This window comes from Methylovulum psychrotolerans, assembly GCF_002209385.1.
GTDB lineage: Bacteria > Pseudomonadota > Gammaproteobacteria > Methylococcales > Methylomonadaceae > Methylovulum > Methylovulum psychrotolerans.
This window is the reverse complement of record NZ_CP022129.1, coordinates 350,416-372,232: the sequence shown is the minus strand read 5'-3', so window position 1 is coordinate 372,232 and position 21,817 is coordinate 350,416. Positions and strand designations below refer to the sequence as shown.

11 protein-coding genes are annotated in these 21,817 nt (G+C 50.2%); 4 read left to right on the top strand and 7 right to left on the bottom strand.

Annotated features, from left to right (window positions below; all coding sequences use genetic code 11):
- Nucleotides 1–118: 118 nt before the first annotated feature.
- The 7 genes from CEK71_RS01500 to CEK71_RS01470 form a co-directional block, all read right to left on the bottom strand.
- Entirely contained in the window at nucleotides 119–2,683 is a 2,565-nt protein-coding gene (locus CEK71_RS01500; protein ID WP_088617727.1) for a response regulator, read from the bottom strand.
- 35 nt (nucleotides 2,684–2,718) lie between these two features.
- A complete protein-coding gene (locus CEK71_RS01495; RefSeq protein WP_088617726.1) occupies nucleotides 2,719–4,344 on the bottom strand; it encodes a sulfatase family protein in 1,626 nt (541 codons plus the stop codon).
- A 340-nt stretch (nucleotides 4,345–4,684) separates the two neighbouring features.
- The gene (locus tag CEK71_RS01490; protein WP_088617725.1) at nucleotides 4,685–6,976 is read right to left on the bottom strand and encodes a sensor domain-containing protein; all 2,292 of its coding nucleotides are present in this window, start codon (nucleotides 6,974–6,976) and stop codon (nucleotides 4,685–4,687) included.
- A complete protein-coding gene (locus tag CEK71_RS01485) occupies nucleotides 6,918–7,586 on the bottom strand; it encodes a response regulator (protein WP_088617724.1) in 669 nt (222 codons plus the stop codon). The genes CEK71_RS01490 and CEK71_RS01485 overlap by 59 nt, the downstream gene beginning before the upstream one ends.
- Nucleotides 7,587–7,630: 44 nt before the next feature.
- Nucleotides 7,631–10,111: a CHASE domain-containing protein gene (locus CEK71_RS01480; protein ID WP_198328420.1), complete on the bottom strand. Its 2,481-nt coding sequence runs from the start codon at nucleotides 10,109–10,111 to the stop codon at nucleotides 7,631–7,633.
- A gap of 208 nt (nucleotides 10,112–10,319) precedes the next feature.
- A complete protein-coding gene (locus tag CEK71_RS01475; protein ID WP_198328418.1) occupies nucleotides 10,320–13,712 on the bottom strand; it encodes a bacteriohemerythrin in 3,393 nt (1,130 codons plus the stop codon).
- 145 nt (nucleotides 13,713–13,857) lie between these two features.
- Nucleotides 13,858–14,853 (bottom strand): zinc-dependent alcohol dehydrogenase family protein, encoded by a 996-nt coding sequence (locus tag CEK71_RS01470; RefSeq protein ID WP_088617721.1) that lies wholly within the window; start codon nucleotides 14,851–14,853, stop codon nucleotides 13,858–13,860.
- 610 nt (nucleotides 14,854–15,463) lie between these two features.
- On the opposite strand from CEK71_RS01470, the gene CEK71_RS01465 reads away from it, so the two are divergent.
- From CEK71_RS01465 to CEK71_RS01450, 4 genes are all read left to right on the top strand, one after another.
- Nucleotides 15,464–18,145: a bifunctional acetate--CoA ligase family protein/GNAT family N-acetyltransferase gene (locus tag CEK71_RS01465; protein WP_088617720.1), complete on the top strand. Its 2,682-nt coding sequence runs from the start codon at nucleotides 15,464–15,466 to the stop codon at nucleotides 18,143–18,145.
- A gap of 182 nt (nucleotides 18,146–18,327) precedes the next feature.
- A complete protein-coding gene (locus tag CEK71_RS01460; RefSeq protein WP_088617719.1) occupies nucleotides 18,328–20,340 on the top strand; it encodes an Ig domain-containing protein in 2,013 nt (670 codons plus the stop codon).
- 204 nt (nucleotides 20,341–20,544) lie between these two features.
- Nucleotides 20,545–21,081: a DinB family protein gene (locus CEK71_RS01455; RefSeq protein ID WP_088617718.1), complete on the top strand. Its 537-nt coding sequence runs from the start codon at nucleotides 20,545–20,547 to the stop codon at nucleotides 21,079–21,081.
- Nucleotides 21,081–21,770 (top strand): phytanoyl-CoA dioxygenase family protein, encoded by a 690-nt coding sequence (locus CEK71_RS01450; RefSeq protein WP_088617717.1) that lies wholly within the window; start codon nucleotides 21,081–21,083, stop codon nucleotides 21,768–21,770. The genes CEK71_RS01455 and CEK71_RS01450 overlap by 1 nt, the downstream gene beginning before the upstream one ends.
- Nucleotides 21,771–21,817 lie beyond the last annotated feature (47 nt).

The following is a 21,817-nucleotide window of genomic DNA, read 5'->3' as shown; positions in this document are numbered from 1 at the left end:
TTGACCGTTTGAAGTATACTTGTTTTTTTAGTGACGCTACCGTCGTCCATCACTAAAAATACGGCGCTTCTTGCGGGCATCTTGCCCGCAAGAAGTGGGCAAGCGCCAAACCAACAACCTAATGCCCCAGTTTATTGTTAAACCATTCTAAAGCCGCTTCGTACAGGCGTAAATCAAAGCTGTTCATGGTTTTTGCCAAATGCAGTTCTTCATCGGAAAAATCACTGCTGTTTAGCTCGTAGCGGATGGGAGTCAGGGTGGCGAATAGCGTCCTGTCCCAGTCCATCACTTGACATAAAAGATCATAAGATTCAGTAGGCTTCTCATTAATGCCGATATAAATGAAGTGGTTTTGTAGGTTACCGATAGCAATAGCCAACAACTCTTCGGTACATTGCCCAAATGCTACGGCAAAGCCGCCAGATAGCATACGGGTAAAATAATTATCCAACACCTTATGGCCGACTTTAAAAACATCGCTGATGGTTAAGGTTTGGCCTTGGTGCGCGGCCATTAACGTCAATTCTCTGGCGTGATAACACACCCTAGGCAAAGGGGCGCGTAACCAGATCAGGTAATCCCCCGGCAACCCTGCCTTTTCGGCGCTGCCAAACGGAAAAGTCCCATAAATCAATTGCCGTTGCAAATAGTCCACGGGATATTGGCGCAATTCCAACACCTTATCTTCACCTGCACCGACCGGGAAAACATTGCCTTGCGTCGCCATTTTGACATGCAGCCGTAAATCATAAGTGACACTATAAGAAGGCTCGATAAAATACCGGATGGCAGGCTGTTGGCCAGTCGCCAATAGCGTTGGCAAACGTTCGGCAATAAATTGATAAAAGCTTTTTTTATCAATTGAATAGCTTAAATAATCATGACGGATATCGGCATGGTCGGCCAGATCGCTAATATAACCTTGCGGTAACAGGTAAACATGGGGATTAGGGTGGATATGCATGGCATAGCGGAGCGCGACTTCCGAGAAAGTCCGGCTTAAATGGCCAAACCCCGGTTTCGCCAGCAACCTGGAAATATGCAAAGACCCGGTGGCAAAATTACTGATGAAAAAGTCGGCTTTATGCCCGACTACTAGCTTGGTATTACTGGTTTCGCCGACCACCGACACATAACGCGGCTCAAACGTCAATTGTTTGAGGATATTCTGCACGACTTGATGGTCTTTTTCGGCTTCGCTGAGCGAGGCCTCGGAGGGGGTAAACGGCATAGTCCAGCCGTCGAAAATTACCCCTAAATTCGGGTAAGTAAGGCTAAGTTGGTTAAGGATATAAGCATAGCCTTCCACTTGTTCCAGCCAGCAACGCTTTTGGCCTTCTACGCCCAGCCAAACAATAGGGTAACACCCGGTAAGTCTGGCGGTTTTCGCTAAGGCTTTGTCATCAGGCGCTTGCAGTACGGTATCGAGCAAATAATGGTCGGCAAGCTCATAAGCAAAGCGGCTGCTCAAATGCTGATGCCGCCCGATATGGGTAAACCATTTATTTTCGCCGCAAGCAATCTGCCCGATTTCTGCTGAATCGAGCACTTGATATTTATCGTAGGAAAACAACAGGCTGGGATCATTAAAGTCATGATCCTTACGCATAATAATAGTCGGCAAGTTCTCTAATACCGGCGCTTCCTTCGCTAACTCAAACAGTGCCGGCCAGACATCATAATAAAAATGCGAAGGTCGGCTATGGGAGGCAATAACACCCGCAAACGTATTGCTTGAGGTGGCATAAGCGACATTCTTGGCGAAATCTTTCATCAATTTTTCTTGCAAACGTTTGACATGTGACTCGTTAATATGGGCAAGCACCAAAAAGACATTATCCACCGGAAAATACAGCGCGTCGGCTGTAGATAGCAATTGCACCAGAAAAAATACCTGTTTGCCATCAGTAAAGCGTAGGCAATTAAGGTCCGGGGCGACTTCATAACTTTCTTGGCAATAAGCCCGGTTTGGTGAAAAGGGGCTGGGCAAGCTGACCGCCCCATCAAAGGCCTCGTTTACCAACCGGCTTCCTAATTGTGGGTCTTTGCAAGCAGCAAGTAAAGGTTGCAAATCACAAGGTATACCCGATAAGAGAGTCGGCAGGACTGTGGGATGAATTTTTTTCGGTTCTTGTAATAAGGCGATGGAAGCCGTTTGTGCCAGCATCCACAGTTCTGAGGGTGCTGTTAAGTGCAAGTCGGACAAGCGCCCATACTGGTTGCTGAAATAATAATAGACTGCTTCCAAAGCAGCCAGAACAAGCACTGGGCTATTGGCCTGTTCAGCTAATGCTGCCAAACCGGAAGGCGCAAAAAAAGCGTCCTGAAAGAGCTGTTGGGCAGGTTCGTATTGCGGCCACTCCAACAGCCGCAGCCGCTGGGAAGCGCTTAAGCTCTCCTGATAAATGCGGGCAGCCTTTTGCTGTTTAGAATTGATAAAAATAATCGGGATATGCCGGGTCGCCAAATCTTCGCCTAAGCTCCGGTAACTGGCATAACCATCGAGACCTGGCATGGCACTCTCCATAAAAATGATGTCCGGCTGCTCTGCTTTAGCAATACGGATGGCTTCTTCACCCGTATACGCGGTTAACAAGAGACAGTCGGCCCCCCCTAAAACCTGTGCCACATAAGCCAAATCGGCGGGTGATTCATCGCAAAGTAAAATTTTTTCTAGGGGCATAATCCTTTCCAAAATGGATGGGGTGATAAAGAAAATTACTGGCCATTAGCAAGCCAGCCTAAGGGCAAGCTATCATGGCAGGCAACGCTTGCAAGGCTGGTAAAAGGCGGTTCGTCAAACGTCTTGCCATCCCCCACCACCCGTGGGTCCCCGGCATTTTTTAACTGAGCCAACAGTTGCCCGGCCAATTGCGCTTTTACCGTCGCATAAGCCGGATTATTGGCGACATTGGTGATTTGTCCAGGATCTTTGCTTAAGTCGAACAACTCTTCCATAGGCCGCTTGGCAAAACCCCAAGTATAAAAGTGGGCGCCTGCCGGTACGTTACGGTTATTAATGATCCAGTCTTTGGTCGGACTGGGATCCATATCCACAAATACCCATGGGGTTGGCGTGGGTGCGGGTGAAATAAGCGGACATCCCATAGGCCAACGCTCAGGGGCAAAGTTACGGATATACAGATAATTGGCGGTGCGTAAGGCACGGGCCGGATAAGGCAAGCTTTGTTCTGTCGCCATACCGACATGGCGTTCTTCACCCGTAATTACAAAATTGCGTTGGGGGTCAACTTGGCCGCTGTTAGGCGATGTTAGCACGGGCAACAAGCTCTTACCGTTCATGCCCGCTGGGGTCGGCAAGCCTGCTACGTCAAGAAAGGTCGGCGCCAAATCCATCAAGGTCGTAAAATCGTCAACTACCCGCCCCGCTTTGCTATTGGGCAACCAAATGGCTAAAGGTGTGGCAACACCAAAATCATATAAATTCCATTTGCCATGCGGAAAACCGCCAGGGCCGTTGTCACCAGTGACGACAATCAACGTTTTGTCCAATTCGCCAATATCTTCCAATTTTTTCAGCAAAACACCGACATAAGCATCTAAAGCCTGTATTTCGCCCAAATAATCGGCCATGTCCTCGCGTATTTCCGGGACATTCGGCAAAAAAGCGCGTAATTTATTTTTCAGATTGTCAGGGTCTATGCCCCATAAAGCTTTGCCTGAACCTTTAACCCAAGAACGGTGGGTGTTGGTGGGGCCAAACCAATATAAAAACGGCTGGCCGGGTTTGCGGGCTTTGATGAAGGCGCTAAAATTGCCGTTAACCTCATCCAACAGCGTTTGTTTAGCTTGGTCAAAAGTCATACCTTTAGCCATTAAAGCGGTCACAGTGCTGCTAAAGCGGTTAGCAGAGGTGCCGGACTGCTGGTATTGATACGTTTTTACGCCACCAAACGGGGCATCTATTGGTACGCCGGGTGCCCAAGTCTTATAAGTTTTGCCGATATGGTAGCCGGCATCATGCAGCAATAGCGGGAAACTTGGAATGGTCGGGTCCCAAGTCCCATATAAGAATGCCCCACCGCCCGTATTAAAAAAATAGCGGCCGGAAAAAATGGAACTGCGTGAAGGCGTACAGGAGGGGGCATTGACATAGGCGTTTTTAAACAATACGCCATTACGCGCAATACGGTCAATATTAGGCGTTTTGACGGTGTCGCTAGGTAAGGCCCGCCCGTAAATGCCCGTGTAAGCGCTGGCATAAGGCCCGCCCCAATCATCCCCGACAATCACGACAATATTAAGGCGGTTGTCCGCCCAAGCAATCAGGGGTAAAAATAACAATAGGACGGACAGGAGCCGTTGACGGATAGCCATTTTCATATAAACCTCTATTAAACCTTCAAATGAAACCACGGCACATCACAAATAAGTGTTATGCCACTGTCTGAAAGTTAATAGTCAATTTATGTGCCACACATTAACCACATGAATTTATTGAAAAATAAAATACACTCCCAAGTATGGCTGCTGATATAGCAACAGCCTATACACAATTACTGCTTATTTACTTAAACCCGGTCAACATACCAAGGCGCTATTACGCAAATTTAAAGGAAGGTAAACGCAAATAATCTTAATACCGCAACAAGGAAAGCGAGGAAAAAAGCTTGGCAACGGATTATTTAATTAAAATAGTAAATTGCTTTCTACTTGAAAAAAGTCAGTTAGCAATGCCCAGAACTCTGTTGCCTCGGAGTAACGCTGCAAACTGTTCGGCGGGGATGGGCTTGCTAAAAAAATAGCCTTGGATTTCATCACACTGTTGTCCGCGTAAAAAATCCAGTTGTTCTTGTGTTTCCACCCCTTCGGCAATGGTTTTAAAGCCTAGGCTTTTTGCCATGCCAATGATAGCGGTGACAATCGCGGCATCTTCAGGGTTGCGTCCGAGGTCACGGACAAAAGACTGGTCGATTTTTAGCTTGTTGATCTTGAAACGCTTAAGGTAACTTAAGGAAGAATAGCCGGTGCCAAAATCATCAATGGACAGAGCGACCCCCAAAGCATGGAGCTGGTTCAGTACGCCGATGGTACGTTCGGTATTTTCCATCGCTATACCCTCGGTCAGTTCCAATTCAAGCAGTGTAGGGTCTAATTTGGATAAACGCAACGCCTGAACCACTTTCTGGTACAGCGTATCTTGGCGGAATTGCACAACCGAAAGGTTGACCGCGATCGGAACAATGCCAAGCCCGGCAGCTTGCCAAGCGGCGGTTTGCTGGATAGCGGTCTGCAACACCCAATCGCCAATGTCAATAATCAGGCCGCTTTCCTCCGCAATGGGGATAAAGCACCCCGGCGGCACCATACCCTTCTGGGGATGCTGCCAACGTATCAGCGCTTCTGCCCCGACTATTTTACCCGTTTTTGCATCCACTTGGGGTTGGTAATATAGCAGCAATTCGTTCTGCTCCAAGGCGCAGCGTAACTCGTTCTCGATCTGGAGCGTCTCTTGGGCCTGCTCGTGCATTTGCCGGGTAAAAAATTGAAAATTGTTACGGCCATTTTGCTTGGCACGAAATAGCGCGGCATCCGCAGATTGCGCCAATTGCTCAAAAGTGTCGCCGTCTTCGGGGAATTGGGCAATGCCGATGCTGACCGTCAAGGTCAACCTATGCCCACCAACAACAAACTCCTGGGCAACGATGTCGAGTATTTTTCTGGCAATATGGGCGGCATCTTCGGCATCGGTGTTGGGCAGCAAGAGGATAAATTCATCGCCACCCTGACGGCAGAGCGTATAATCAGAATCCAATTGGGTATCTAAGCGCACCGACAAGTCCTTAAGCAATTGGTCGCCGATGCTGGGGCCTAGCGATTCATTAATCGTCTTAAAGCGGTCAAGATCCAGATACATCAAGGCGACAGAAGCATTAATCCGCTTGGCGCTGGCCAGAGCCAATTGGGCACGGTCTTGCAATAGCGCCCGGTTAGGCAGTTGGGTCAACACGTCGAAATTACTGAGAAATTGGATGCGCTCTTGGGCGGAATGGTGTTCGGAAAGGTCGCTTAAAATGCCGATATATTGAATGATCTGGCCATTTTTGTTCCTGATGACACTGACAGAAAGCCATTGCGGATACAGTTCGCCGTTCTTACGGCGGTTGACGACCTCGCCTTGCCAGCACCCGTCAGCGATAATACTGCGCCACATCGCCGCATAAAACTTTTTGTCCTGTTTTCCAGACGAGACGATACTGGGCGGTTTGCCCAGCACCTCTGCTGGCGTATAACCAGTAATATCCGTATAGGCCTTATTAACCGAAACAATTTTATTATCGGCATTGGTGATGAGAATGCCCTCCCGGCTGGATTCAAAAACTTGCGCACTAAGACGTAGCTGATGTTCTGCCTCCAGGCGTTGCGTCACATCATGGGCTAAGACAATCCTCGCCGCCCGGCCTTCAAACGCCAGATTATGCCCGGTCATCTCGGCCCAGAGTAAACTGCCGTCTTTCCGGCGCTGCTGCCAAATACCGGATAGGCCATAGCAATCGGCTTGGACGGATTTCTGCTGGGCGGTTTCTTGTCCGTCCGGCGGGCTGAGGTCGGCTATGCCCATCGTATAAAATTCTTCGCAACTATAGCCATAATGCGCAACTGCCGCATCGTTAACGGCAATGAAAGCGAGGGTATTGATGTCATAAACCCACATCGGCACAGGATTCTCGGCAAACAATAAGCGGTAGCGGGCTTCATTTTCACGCAACGCGGCCTGTGCCTCACGCTGGTCTTCAAGCACCCCTAATAAGGCGGCTCGGACACGCTCCGCCTCTTTGATATGGCGTTTAAGCTCAGTTTCAGTATTTTTCCTCTCGGTGATGTCAAAAAACGTCACCAGCAAGCTATCGCCAATAATAATGCCGGAAATCAGCATAATGCGTACATCACCACTTTTACAGCTCACACAATATTCGTGGGCGGGAATGTCGGTATGCTGTTCTGTAGGCGGCATTCCAAGTATCCACCACCTGCCGCCGATAATTAGGCTCTGGATAGGCGAGTTGCCACCATTCTTTTATGGTGGGCAAATCGCTAGGGCAATAGCCGAACGTCTGCTGGAAACGGGCATTCAAATCGAAAACGTCCCCTTCTTGATTAATAAAGGCAAGCGGTACAGGAGTCAGATTAAACAATTGCTGAAACCTGACATCACTGTCATGGCGGGCATTACGGACACGGGCATTGTCCACTTCACGTTGCACTGCCGCAGCCAGCCGCTGAAGGTTATTTTTCAGTAAATAATCACTGGCACCGGCCCGCATCAACGTCACGGCAACATCGTCACCGATATTGTCTGAGACCACAATAAAAGGCATATTCTGGTCATATTCACGGACAATGGCCATGGCAACAGCCGCGTCTATTGCCGGCAAATTAAAGTCTGACAGGACAATATCCCACTTTTGCTTTACCAAAGCGGTATGCAGTTGACCGGCGTTTTCGACACGCTCGTAGCCGACCTCAAACCCGCCTTTATGCAGTTGCCGAACCACCAGTTCGGCATCGCTAACCGAGTCTTCGACAAGCAAAACGCGTAGCGGGGTGCTACTGGCAATAGGCATTGTGGATCAGACAGATAAAGCCCATAACGGTATCGGACATAATGTTAAGCTTCCAAGTCGGAGGCGGGGTCGGCGTAGCGGGGCGGCTCACCCAAACGCCCCAGCAATTTATTGATTTCCGTTTTCAGTTGCATCACCCGCTCTTCGCGGCCCAAGGTGATGTCAAACCATTGGCGTAACTCCTTGAGCTGCTGCTGGAGTTGCGCTTCTATTTGCTTACGTTCGGTGATGTCGGTCGAAATGCCGCACAAAGCATAGATACTGCCATCAGTATGACGTAAAGGCATTTTAACGGCCCAATAAGTCGCTGTCTTACCTGTTTTGGTTGCCGTTCCAGTTTCTTCGCCCCGGAGAATCTCGCCCGTCATAAACAAATGCCGGTCATCAGCGCGTATTTTTGCTGCCAGTTGGTGATCAAACAATACCTCATCCGTAACACCGATCACGTCCGCCATCGTTAACCCCCACAACTCAAGGCACGGGCGGTTCACATATAGATACCGCCCTTCCTTATCCTTTAAATAAATATAGGCGCTGACATTTTCCATAATCAGCGACAATTTTGCCTCATTCTCGGCCAAGGCTTTCTGGGCGGCCTGACGCTGGACATCCCGGTCAAAATTATCCAAAGCAAAAGTAATATCGCAGGCCATTTCCTTAAGAAGCTCTATGGCTTCCGTGTCAAAAGCGTTAATTTGATTATGATAAACCGTGAGCACAGCAAAAGGCTTACCATTGCGCCGGATAGGAAAAGTCCCCGCCGCCCCCCAGGCAAAGTGCTTGGCACGTTCATGCCAATGGATGGTCATAGGGTTATTAAGATAATCATTAATAATCACCGGACGATTTTCCCGCAATGCTGTCCCTGTAGGCCCTAAGCCTTCCGCAACATCGGCAGATGCGGAAATGACCAGACCGTCAAGATATTCTTGGCCGACACCATAGGCAGCGACAGGTACGATCACTAAATCCGCTTCGTTAAGCTGGCCAATCCAAGCCATTTTCATGCCACCAAAAGCCACCGCACAGCGGCAGACCAGTGGAAACAATTCTCTGGCGTTATCCATACGCACGATGGCTTGATTAGTTTCGCTTAAGGCCTGATAAAGTTGCGTCAACCTTAGGATACGCTGCTCGGCTTTCTGGCGTTCGGTACGGTCACGCAAAATGGCGAAGTACCGCTGCCCGTCTAAGCGGCGGACGCTGACCTCGGACGGAAATTCCGTACCGTTTTTACACCTATACCGCCATTGCTCTAAGGACACCGCACCGCTCTCCGCCATACTAGCTAATGCGGGTAGGCTGACGTTTTCAACCGTCGCCAAAATAGCCGGTAAATGCAACGATAAAAGCTCGGCGCGGCTATACCCCAACAGAGTCAAAGCCGTGTTGTTGGCATCTAAAATCAGGTGGTCATCATTTAAGATAAGTATGCCCTCACCTGCTTGCCTGAACAACTGCCGGAAATGGATTTCGGCAGTTTGTCGGCTCCTGGCCAATTGCCAAGTCAGTAAAGTCAGCAGCAACGTCAAAGTGACACTGGTAGCAAACACTAATTCAGGCCGATAGCGGTATATGGCTCGATTTTCAAAAGCCGGGGCCGCCGTCATCCGCACGACCCATTGCCGTCCGCCCACCACTATCGAACGGCTAGTCTGTAAATTATCCGCTCCCCGGCTTTTCTCCTCAAGACCTATACCCGATTGGAACAAGCGCGTTTGCTCGGATAGGGTAATGCCATCATAAATTTCCAGACTAATGTCTGTAGGTAATTGGCGGCGGATCCCCGCCATCAGATCGTTGATGCGGAATGGCACATCCACCCAGCCGATAATAGCCGCCCGCCGTTGCGCCAACGTGGCAAATTCCGCCCCTTTTTTATACAGCGGCAGATACATGACGAAAGAATAGACATAAGGCTTATCGGTATCTTGTATCAAAGCAATTCGGGAAGTGATACGAATATTATCGGCATCACGGGCTTGCTCCATAGCGCTAAGGGCGGCGGGTACGGTTAACGGATCAAACCCGAACGCTTTAAGATTATCGCCGGCAAACGGTTCTATATAAATGATTGGCGCGTAGTAATCGCGCTGTCCGTCCGGTTTGATTTGGTAATCCGCTGACTTCTGCTGACGCATGGCCTGAATATGCCGGGCCTTTTCGGCATTGCTCACCAGCATGACTAAACCTATGGCTTGTACACCCGCTTTTTCGTACAAATGCAACGCTTGCACGTAAGTGTGGAATTCGTTAAATGAAATGGCCACGCTGCTATTGAAAAAACCGCGGACACCGTGCATGACGACGGCATAAACATTAAAACGGTCATTGATATTATCTATGGCCATATCCGCTGCCGACTCGAATGCCGCCCGCAGACTATCGGCATCTTGTTGTTTTGCTTGCCAGCATAATCCGCCGCTAATGCCCAAACCAACCAACAGCACTGCCCCTGACACAAATGCGGGAAGCAACCAAGAACCAGTTAAGCCAGAAAAGTAATTCCTGGAAAAAATAGTCATTTCATATACCATTTCATAAAGAGATGCCGCATTCCATGAAGTGCTGAAAATAGCATCACGGGATACCCTTTGACGCTCAAAAGACTCCCCCTAATGTTTCAAAACCTACCAAGTTAGCCTCGCGCCGCTTTGCTCCGGCTTATGACAGGTCTGCCAGATAATCTGTGGGGCCGAAAGCCGTATCCCCAGTTACTTTACCATAAAGGCATTAATTGTGAACTATCGCCTGCATTTGCGGGTCAAAGAAACGCAACGTATTGCGGCCTGAGGTTTTGGCGTTATACATGGCGATGTCGGCATTTTTTAACAATTCTTCTACGCTTTGCCCATAAGCGTTGAAAACCGTCGCGCCAATACTGGGCGTGCTGCTGTAATCATACTCTGTCAACCGGAAAGGTTGGTTAAGCGTAAGGAGTATCTTATGGCCGACAGCGGCCGTTTGTTGTACTGCCGCATCACCCTCGTCGTCCAAATCTTGCAGCATCACCACAAATTCATCCCCCCCTAGCCGCGCCACCGTATCATTTTCACGGACACAAGCACTCAAACGCCCGGCCACTTGTTGCAACAGCAAATCCCCCATGTCATGACCCAGAGTATCATTCAGCGTTTTGAAATTGTCCAAATCAATAAAGAGTAACGCCCCTTTACGGTTATTACGGTGGCTGGCGGCCAAGGCCGATTTTATCCGGTCATACAACAGCCGCCGATTAGGCAAGCCAGTGAGCGGATCATAAAAAGCTAACTTTTCAATTTCCTCGGCGGCGGCTTTTTTTAAGGTGATGTCAGTCAACGTACCCACATAATGGCTGACCATACCGTCTTGGTCTTTAACTGCCGTGATGGTAAGGTATTCAGGATAAGTTTCGCCATTTTTGCGGCGGCTCCAAATTTCACCTTCCCAAGCCCCCGTGGCATTAATTTTTGCCCACATGCTGGTATATACACTATGGTCTTGCCTATCCGCTTGGAGGATACGGGGGGTTTTGCCGACCGCTTCTTCGGCAGTGTAGCCGGTAATGTCAGTAAAGGCCTTATTAACCCTAAGAATGACCTGATCGGCATCCGTCACCATCATGCCTTCTTGTGACTCAAAGACAGTGGCGGCGATTCGCAGTTGTTGTTCAGCCCGCTTACGTTCGGTAATGTCACGGGTAACCGCTAAATGCACCACAGAGCCATCGCTCTCTTTCATGGGCACGGCATGGGTCTCCAACCATCGGCAGCCGCCTTTAAAGCCCGTGATTTCATATTGCATTTGAGCGGTATGACCTGCCAAGACCTGCTCGTGCAGTTCGGTATAAGCTTTACGGTATTTGGGGGCAATGGCACTCAGCACCGTTTTGCCAAGCACCTGATCCAAGTGCTCGGCCTCCAACATAGCCAGCCCCGCCGGATTCATCATGACGATCAAACCTCGTGCATCAATAATTTTGATGCATTCCGGCTCATTGTCAATAATGGTACGCAGGCGGTATTCACTGCTGATAAGCTTAGCTTCAATCTGCTTACGTTCGGTAATGTCACGGGCGGCGGCAAACACCCCCAACACCTTACCATTACCGTCATGGTATACCGTGGCATTATAAAGCACATCGGTGACTTTGCCGGAGGTATGGCGGATGGCCAACGGGTAATCGGTCACGGCCCCCTGTGAAAAAACCTGCTGATAGCCCCGGCGGGCCTGTTCAGGGTCGGTGAAATAGTCGGCAAAATCACTGCCGATCAGGCTATCACGGGGCACACCCGTCACCTGCTCCGTGGCCGTGTTGACATCGGTGATTTTACCCTCGCCATTGATAGTCACTAAAGGGTCAAGGCTGGCCTCAATCAGGCTGCGGGCATATTGTGCGGCTAACTGGCTGGCTTCTTCGGCTTTTTTCCGTTCGCTAATGTCAACAAACGTAGCAATTGCGCCGATCATCACGCCGTCGGTAATAATCGGTTGCGACCAGTATTCGACGGGTACGGCAGTGCCGTCCTTGCGCCAAAAAACTTCTTGTTCAACATGTATTTCTTGGTTACGCTTATAAGCGGCGTACATCCGGCATTCACTGGCAGGGTAAGGACGGCCATCAGGATAAGAATGGTGGATAAGTTCATGGATATGTTTGCCGATAATTTCATCGGTATTTTCATATCCCAAAATCCGTAAAAATGCCCGGTTGACGAACGTGCAGTTGCCGTGGGTATCTACCCCATAAGCCCCCTCGGCAATGGAATTAAGCAGTGAATGGAGTAACTGGTTCGATTCACGCAGGGCTACCTCAGCCCGTTTGCGCTTAGTAATGTCGTGCATAACGGCTAGCACATGCGCCCCGTCAGCATCCTGGGCACACAGGGTAGTAAAGATTTGCACTGTCCGATGGCCGCCATCTTTATGGGTAATCGTCCATTCTTCGCCTTGAATGTGTTCACCTTGGCGCATACGCTCCATACGCTGCTTCGCCCGCTGTTGCGTATCGGGATCGATATACACCGTCTGATACCAGCCTAAGCGGTTAATTTCTTCCAGGGAAAACCCGGTGATGCTTTCCATACTGGGATTCCACACCGTAAAGTGGACATAAGGCGGTTCAGCGATGCTATGGCAGACGGCGACGCCATCGACTTCCGCGTCAATCACTGCCTGGGTAAACGCCAATTGTTCCGCTAAACGGCGTTCAAGCCGCTTGCGCTCGGTAATGTCTTCTTTGATAGCCAGGTAATGTGTGACCACCCCATCTGCTTGGCAAACTGGGGAAACCAACGCCAATTCGATATATTCGCTGCCATCCTTACGCTTATTGATAAATTCGCCTTGCCAAACTTCCCCGCGCAGCAATGTATCCCACATATTCAGATAAGTCTGTGGCGGGGTTTTACCCGATTGCAGCAAATTTGGATTATTTCCTTGTGCTTCGGTGCGGCTATACCCGGTTGCTTTAACAAAAGCTTCATTGACAAATTCAATGTTAGCATTAAGGTCGGTGATGACAATAGAGCTGGGGCTTTGCTCTACGGCCAGCGAAAGTTTTCTCAATGACTCCTGATCACGCCGACGCTCCATTAACTCCCTCATCAAAGCCAAGGTGTTGGTTGAGAGACCTTCATAAATGGACTGAATGATGTCAATTAGCGTCCCCGTTGTCCCTTGCATTTGTCCATCAGCCTGCTGCTTGGCGACTTCTAATGGTATGCCTGCCTGCATAGCCAAAACAATCATGGCAAGGTAACGGTCATTCTCCAAAATATGCGCGACCAACCAGCGGCTCAGGAATACCAAAACCTCATTGATGACTTTTTCTGGCGATTTGTTAGCTTTATCTTCCTTTAGCTGGCAAATCGTTTCTATAAAGTGCCTGTGGGTCGCTTTGTGACCAAGCTCTAAAGCATCTTCAGGAAAATATCTGTGCCAAATGGCTTCTTCTGTGTCAAAGTGATAAACGGCATAGTTTGCCAACTCATCAAAAATAGCATTCAATGCAGGAATATCGGACTGGAAAGCCACATGACTGGCAAGCCTATTAATTAACTGGACTAACTTCTTATGCTGTTCGTCAATGTTAGGCAACCCAGTCTTAAAATTGTCATTCCACGGAAATATATCAATCGAATCCATGCTTATCCTCTTATAATTGAAAGCCTGTCTATCGCATTTTTTGGTGATATGGACAGAAAGGCTCAACGCTGGCAAACTGCGCACATTTTTCTCCCTACCACCGTATAAAAAAATGCTGTGATACGCGGAAATCGAAAAATGAAGTTTAAATAGACAACACCACCTTACCAGTGGTATGTCCTGCCTCAAGCAAATCATGCGCGGTGCTGGCTTGCGCTAATGGCAAAACGTGGCTGACATGGATACTTAATTTCCCTGCATCAATAAACTTCGCACATTGTTTAAGTATCGCAACATATCGGTCGCGAGCGGCGGGCAAATCACGCAGCATAGGCGTTAACATCAGCTCAAAACCCAACAATAAATTGCGCACCCGCGCTTCGCCCAAATCAACGGCTTTAGGCTCCAGTAAAGTGACTAGGCGACCATAATAAGCCGTTAGTGGAATACTGGCCTTAAACGTATCGCCGCCAATGGTATCGAACACCAAATCCGCACCCTGCTGAGAGGTCAACTGGCTGACGGCATCGGCGACATCGGTCTGGCTATAGATAATGGCTTCATCCGCACCCAGAGATTTGACAAATTCGGCCTTTTCAGCGGAACTGACCGTCGTAATGACCCGCGCCCCAGCAAGCTTGGCTAACTGCACGGCTACATGGCCGACACCGCCTGCCCCCGCTTGCACCAACACCGTTTGCCCGGCTTGCAAGCCACCCCGCGCAAACAAAGCCCCAAATGCCGTGATCAGCACCAAGGGGGCAGCGGCGGCCTCGACATAACTTAAGTCCGCTGGCATCCGGCAAGCCCAACGCTGGTCAAGTACGGTATATTCGGCGTAATTGCCCTGCTCCCGCCCTAAACCGCCATGACAAAACCACACTTTATCGCCCACCTTAAACTGGTCGGCATTCGGGCCGACCGCCACCACCTCGCCCGCCCCATCAAAACCCAATACGGCGGGCAATAGGGCGTTAGGGTATAACAGGCCGTTCCGGCGGATTTTGGTATCGACCGGGTTAACCCCGGCAGCATATAGACGTACTTTAATATCGGTAGCGTGGCTTATTTGCGGCTCGGCAATCTCTTGCAAGGCCAACACGCCGCTGTCACCAACTGCTGTCATAACTATGGCTTTCATTAAAATATCCTAAATTAACGTGATATGGAAAAAAACTTATAATATCCCTTAACTAAAACCTATCGGGGCATTGACCTTCCGGCTAAAGAAATTTACGCCCACCAGATAAGATTGGCAAATCATTAATGTCAGAAGGATACTTTTGTAATCTAGCTAAAAATGGGCATGAAGCATTCTAAGGGTATCCTAAGCCCCCCCGCTTTGCTGTAGAGATATACTCTGAACGGTCAAGTTTTCGGCTTTTACAATTTACTGTAGGGTACGCTGTGCGTACCTTTTGCACTGATTTTATGAGGGTTTTTAAAGGTACGCACAGCGTACCCTACCAAAAAAACCGAAAACTTGACCGTTTGAAGTATAGTTCGGGATTGTTGCCTAAATTACCAACACCCCATTCAATTTTAAGTCCACTTAAAAAGCCGGACATTGTGTAAAACCTGTGACGTAACGTTCTTTAGCGGTTTTTCAAAAAACCTATAGCTTATGCTCTAAAGCAACAAACGATACCATCGCCTTTGGTTTGAATTTACAAAGTTTAAAATAGTCATCATCAATAACCCTAAAAAATGCTACCCTTTTAGGCCTATCCTTACCACACTTTGGAGCCACGATGGATTTGCATTATTTAAGCCGTTTTTTCACCCCCAACAGTGTCGCTATTGTCGGCGCGTCTGAGCGCGAAGACAGCGTAGGTTATCGCTTGTTGCTCAATATGCAGGAAGCGGGTTTTAGCGGCGGTTTATATCCGGTCAACCATAAGCATGACACCTTGCTGGGTTTACCTGCCTACGCGGATGTGTTGTCAATCCCCGAAGACCTCGATTTGGTGGTGATCGCCACCCCAGCCGCCAGCGTGCCCGGCATTGTCCGGCAATGCGGCGAAAAGGGCGTGGGGGCCGTGATTATCATTACCGCCGGGTTCGGCGAGCTAGGCGAAGAAGGCAAACGCTTGCAGCAAGAAGTGCTGGCGATTGCCCACCGTTATGGGATACGCCTTATCGGCCCGAATTGCTTAGGAGTTATCCGCCCTAGCGGCCAATTGAACGCCACCTTTGGCGATGGGGTCGTTAAAGACGGCACATTGGCCTTACTATCGCAATCGGGGGCGGTCTGTACGGCCATTTTAGATTGGGCAAAAGCCCAAGACATCGGCTTTTCCACCGTGGTGTCGATGGGCGGGGCGGCGGACATTGATTTTGGCGAAGTCTTGGATTATCTGGCGACCGACACCCACACCACAGGCATTTTGATGTATGTCGAAGGCATACGCGATGCCCGCCGCTTCTTAAGCGGCCTAAAAGCCGCCGCGCGTCTTAAACCCGTTATTTTAATCAAATCGGGCCGCCATGAAGCGGGCTGTAAGGCGGCCATGTCACATACCGGGGCGATGGTTGGCGGTGATAATGTCTTTGATGCCGCGATTGCCAGAGCGGGTGTTGTCCGCGCTTATAGCATCACCGAATTATTTTCGGCGGCGCGGATTTTGGCAAACAATTATAGCGTTAACGACAAACGCTTGGCGATTATCACCAATGCTGGCGGGCCCGGCGTGATGAGCACCGACCGCGCCGAAGATGTCGGCGTGAAAATGGCGGAACTGAGCACAGCCAGCCTTCAGGCCTTGGACCAAGTATTGCCGCCGCATTGGTCCCATGCCAATCCGATTGATATATTGGGCGATGCCACCTCGGAACGCTACCAAAAAGCCTTGGATATATGCTTGGCGGATGACAATATCGACGGCATTTTGGTGATTCTGACTCCGCAAGCCATGACCCATCCGACCCAAGTCGCCCAGAGCATTATTGCTGGTGCCAAAGCCAGTAACAAACCCGTTTTGGCGACGTGGACAGGCGGGGCGCGGGTACAGGAGGGCCGTAATCTGTTTGCCAACAGTAATGTCGCCCACTTTAACACCCCGGAAGTGGCGGTGGATGCGTTTGCGTTTTTGGCGCATTACACCGAAAACCAAATCCTGTTAAAACAAATCCCCTCGCCCACCGATGATCTGGCGGTTCCTGATGTGGCGGGGGCGCGGCTGATTATCGAGCGGGTGTTGGCGGAAGGCCGCCAAGTTCTGACCGCCCAAGAAGCCAAAGCCATTTTGGCGGCTTTCCATATTCGGGTGACGCAGACCATTAACGTCAGCAATGCCAAAGAGGCGATGATCGCCGCCGAAACCATGGGCTTTCCGGTGGTGCTAAAAGTCAATATGGCGGAATTTAGCCATAAGTCCGATATTGGCGGGGTACGCCTGAATATCACCAGCGCCCAAGAACTGGCCGGACACTTTGGTGAGATGACCGCAGCCATCCGGGAAAAATATCCAGAAATAACGAGTGTCGGCATGACGGTCGAGCCGATGTTCCGCTCGCCCAGTGGCCGGGAAATTATGATCGGCGTGGTCAGGGATCCGGTCTTCGGACCGGCCATCAGCGTCGGCTTAGGCGGCACGATGGTGGAGATTTTAAAAGACAGCGCCGTCGCCCTGCCGCCGCTGAACGCCTACATGGTCGGACAAATGCTGGCAAAAACCAAAGCCGCCAAGTATTTGCAGGCGTTCCGAAACTTGCCGCCCGCCAATATCCAAGCCCTAGTGGAAGTGTTGCTGAATGTCTCAACAATGGTCAGCGAGTTGCCGGAAATTTTGGAACTGGACATCAATCCCTTGATTGTCGATGCCCACGGGGCCGTTGCCGTCGATGCGCGGATTAAAGCCGAAGTCGCGCACCAAATGAGCCGTTATGCGCACATGGCGATACACCCTTACCCGCATGAGCTGATCAGCCATTATCAGTTAGCCAATGGCCTGAATATCAGCATCCGCCCGATTCGCCCCGAAGATGCGGTGATGGAAAAGCATTTTGTCAGCCGCTTGTCGGCCAAAACCAAATACTTCCGCTTCCGGCAAGCCTCGCAAGAACTGACCCCCGATATGATTGTGCGTTTTACCCAAATCGACTATGACCGGGAAATGGCTTTTGTCGCCGTCACCGAAGCGGAAGGTATGCCGCGTGAGTTAGGTGTGGGGCGCTATATCAGAAACCCTGACGGCCATTCGGTGGAATTTGCCTTAGTGGTCGCCGACGATTGTCAATGCTTAGGTATAGGCTCCAAGCTGATGAACAGCCTGATGCAAACCGCAAAAAGCCAAGGCAATACCTTATTTGCCGCCGAAGTCCTGGCTGAAAATACCGCTATGTTATCGTTGCTGAAAAAATTGGGCTTTAGCATCCTGACCATAGCGGGCAATGACGCGGTGGTGCAGGTCGAGAAAGATCTGCGGCTATAGGCTTAACGCTTAGGCTGCAAACTACGGAAAAACCCCTACGATTTTTGCGCAATACCTGCAAAAATTGTAGGGTTATGTTCTATAAATACAATATAACTAATTGTTTATAATAATAATATTAAAATGGCATAGGCTGTGCTTTAAGGAGCGTTATATCCACAACATAAATAGGAAGCCTCCTAATGAAAAAATTACTGCCGCTACTGTGCCTTTATGCCTTAAGCCCTATGGCGCAAGCCAGTACGGCTTATGGTTCCTTGAGCAATTTTGATGCGGTTAACGATACCGGGGAAGATACCCACGGCTTTGAAATCGAAATCGACGATGTCCACAGCACCCAAATCCAATACACTTACGATTGGAACCATTACGGCCATCCGACCATTACCGAAGATAACAGCGACCCGGCGCACCCGAAAACGTTTGTCCGTTATGAAAGCAAAAAAGATGCGGCAGGCAATTATTTAAGCTATACGGCCATGCCCGCCGGGCCATTCCCGCCCACCCAAGGCCATCAGTGCACCAATCCGGCTGTGAATATCGGCTGTGAGCATTTCGGCGTGTCTTATTCTGCCCCAGGCATCATTAAATACCATTGGCTGATTGACAACCCCAGTGCCCCCGGCAATTTGGTCTTAGGGCCAGAAGTGCTGATGTCGGCGCCGTCTTGGACTTATCAGCCGCCTGTTGCCGCCCAACCGGCAAAAGTGGTAGCGGTCATCCCTGCCCCTCCTGTACCGCCCGTTAAAGAATTTGGCGTACCGTCTTGGGTAAAAGTGATTAAGACCCAACTGCATAGCAACATCAAACTGCCTTTGGATGATTTGAGCAGCGCCGATAAAAATGGCGACGGCAAAGCGGATTGGACGAACGGCGAACCCGCCCAAGTGGAAACCGAATGGTATTTGCTGCAAGCGCAAACTAACGGCCTCAATAAAGCAAAATTACAGTTACCCGGTGCAGCCGAGCCATTGAATAACGGCGACGAACAAATCACCCGCCGTTATGAGTTTTATAAATACGCCGGAGAGCCTTTATCTTTAGATGGCGAAACGGGCGAAGCGATGTGCGACGTGGTCGCTAAAGACGGCCTGCATGGCATAGGCAAAGTAGATGTTACCGATGCCAGCGGCAACAGTTATACCTACACCTGTAGCACCGATGTGGTGGTCGGCGATTATACCGGGGCGCAAATGGTCGGCTTTGATGTCGCCGCCCCGCTGGGTTTGATCGAACATATCGAAGACGGCAAAATCAATGTGGCCTATACCAAACGGACTGTGGTGGCTGGCGGTAATACGCCTTACGTCACGACCGTCAGCGGCGGCACCTTGCCACAAGGCTTAGCTATCGATTCGGGTACAGGGGTCTTATCGGGTAAGCCTACCGAAGCAGGCGTGTTTACCTTCACCGTTAACGCCACCGATGCCGATAATGCCGTCATCAGCAAAAACTATACGATTAGCATTATTAACCCCTTGGCTTTGCTGCCAGTGATCAGCACCACCGTTTTACCCGCCGCTACCGAAGGGGCTGCTTATAGCAGCCAGTTAACAGCAACAGGCGGTTTGCCGCCGTATACTTGGACCGCGACCGCGCTGCCTGCTGGCTTACAGCTCTCGGCTTCCGGTTTATTGTCGGGTACGCCAGCCGTAGGGTCGGCAGGGGCCAATATCGCCACTTACACCGTGACCGATCAAGCCGCCAAAACAGACAGCAAATCCCTCACCTTAACCATTTCTTCGGTGGGTAATCCTGCCTGTAGCCAAACCGATGCGCCCATCAAATCGATAGGACGCAAGTTTCTGGTCATCAATAGCGGTTTACTGGCCTCAGACCATGTTTGGTATACGCCGACCCCTGCCGGAACAACCTTTACTGGTGGTACGACAACTTTCCTGACCGGAGAACTGGTGACGTTTTCGGGTACGCTGGACGGTATCGGCGCTTGCCATGCCACAACAATGGTGGTGAAGCCTAAGCCTAATTACAGTGTGGCAGATGCCGGACACGCCAAAATCAGTGCTTTTGGCAGCAATTACATTATGGTAGGCGCCAAGAAAATCATTTGGAACAGCAAAACCGCTTATCTGCTGAATGCCCCAGCAATCCAAGTCGGTATGAAAGCCGTTTGGCGCGGTAAACTCGACACCGCCAGCAATACGGTGTTAGCGACTAAATTGACCATCAATTAACACCCTTCGACCTTAAAAGCCCGGCAAGCTATTGACATAGCTTGCCGGGCTTTTTTTTGCCCGATCATCACGTTTTTAACATTCGGATAAATAGTTCAGCTACCCGATATTAAAAAGTTGAACATCAAGCCCAAACCCTGTAAATTCCAAAATCAACAGGCTCGCCTTGCCGCTTCATTTTCAACCCTATTGAGGAAAACCAGCATGGGATGTACCCAACATATCCGCCTAATGGCCGAGTACAACGCATGGATGAACATTAAGGTGTTTACAGCAGCACTAACCTTGCCGGAAACGGAACTGGTCGCCGATAAAAAAGCCTTTTTCGGTTCGATAATAGGCACTTTAAACCATTTGCTGGTTGCCGATACGCTGTGGCTGAAACGCTTCGCCGGACACCCTGCCCTGTACACCGCCTTAGGGCCAGTTGCCCGCTTGCCCACCCCGACCGCGCTAGACCAACAGCTCTTCACCGATCTACAAGGCCTCTACGAGCATCGGCAATGGTTGGACACAGTGATTGTCGAATGGGCAGAAGCCATCACCGAACCGGACTTAACGCATATCCTGCATTATGTCAGTACCAAAGGCGTACCCGGAGACAAAGACTTTTTTAGCCTGATCATGCACTTTTTCAACCACCAAACCCATCACCGGGGCCAAGCCACCACCTTATTATGCCAAGCGGGCGTGGATGTGGGGGTTACTGACTTAGTGGCGTTAATACCCAACGCGCTGTAATGGCCTTGCAACAACAGTTAACCGAACAGGGTTTTGCCATTGTCCCGAACAGGCTAGACAGCGGACAAATCGCCACCCTGCGCCAGCTACTGACACAACCGCCCGACCATAAACCTGTACCCGGAATACGCGGGCTATTAGACAAATATCCGCTCTTGCGGCAATTAGCCAACTCTCCGGCTATTCGGGAGCTGGTCGAACCTATCTTAGGGCCGGATGCCGCCATCATCCGCTCGGTGTTCTTCAACAAAAGCCCCACCACTAATTGGCAAGTCGCTTGGCATCAGGATTTGGCGATTGCCGTAAAGGCACAGCACGAAGTCGCTGGCTTTAGCGGCTGGTCTTGTAAAGAAACAATCCCCTATATGCAACCGCCCGTCGCCATTTTACAAACCCTGCTCACCGTCAGAATCCATTTAGATGCCGCCGACGACAGCAATGGCGCGTTATGGGTCGTCCCCGGCTCGCATACCCTAGGCCGCTTGCCCGCCCAACAGGCGGCGAGCGTGGCAAAGGCTAGGGGCAAACAGTTATGCGCCGTGCAAGCGGGTGATGTGATGTTGTTCAGGCCGCTGCTTTTACATGCCTCGAAAAAAGCCGTGTCGGACTGCCAGCGGCGGGTTATTCATTTGGAGTTCTCGGCTACGCCGTTGCCGGAGCCGTTGGTTTGGGCGGAGTGGGGGATTTAATTTGATGGACCTGGGGAGGCATACGCAAAAATAATTGGATAACAGTC

Bases quoted from the DNA above. Each gene is read 5' to 3' on its own strand.
- CEK71_RS01500 (WP_088617727.1), bottom strand. From the start codon at position 2,683: ATGCCCCTAGAAAAAATTTTACTTTGCGATGAATCACCCGCCGATTTG.
- CEK71_RS01495 (WP_088617726.1), bottom strand. From the start codon at position 4,344: ATGAAAATGGCTATCCGTCAACGGCTCCTGTCCGTCCTATTGTTATTT.
- CEK71_RS01490 (WP_088617725.1), bottom strand. From the start codon at position 6,976: ATGCCGCCTACAGAACAGCATACCGACATTCCCGCCCACGAATATTGT.
- CEK71_RS01485 (WP_088617724.1), bottom strand. From the start codon at position 7,586: ATGCCTATTGCCAGTAGCACCCCGCTACGCGTTTTGCTTGTCGAAGAC.
- CEK71_RS01480 (WP_198328420.1), bottom strand. From the start codon at position 10,111: ATGACTATTTTTTCCAGGAATTACTTTTCTGGCTTAACTGGTTCTTGG.
- CEK71_RS01475 (WP_198328418.1), bottom strand. From the start codon at position 13,712: ATGGATTCGATTGATATATTTCCGTGGAATGACAATTTTAAGACTGGG.
- CEK71_RS01470 (WP_088617721.1), bottom strand. From the start codon at position 14,853: ATGAAAGCCATAGTTATGACAGCAGTTGGTGACAGCGGCGTGTTGGCC.
- CEK71_RS01465 (WP_088617720.1), top strand. From the start codon at position 15,464: ATGGATTTGCATTATTTAAGCCGTTTTTTCACCCCCAACAGTGTCGCT.
- CEK71_RS01460 (WP_088617719.1), top strand. From the start codon at position 18,328: ATGAAAAAATTACTGCCGCTACTGTGCCTTTATGCCTTAAGCCCTATG.
- CEK71_RS01455 (WP_088617718.1), top strand. From the start codon at position 20,545: ATGGGATGTACCCAACATATCCGCCTAATGGCCGAGTACAACGCATGG.
- CEK71_RS01450 (WP_088617717.1), top strand. From the start codon at position 21,081: ATGGCCTTGCAACAACAGTTAACCGAACAGGGTTTTGCCATTGTCCCG.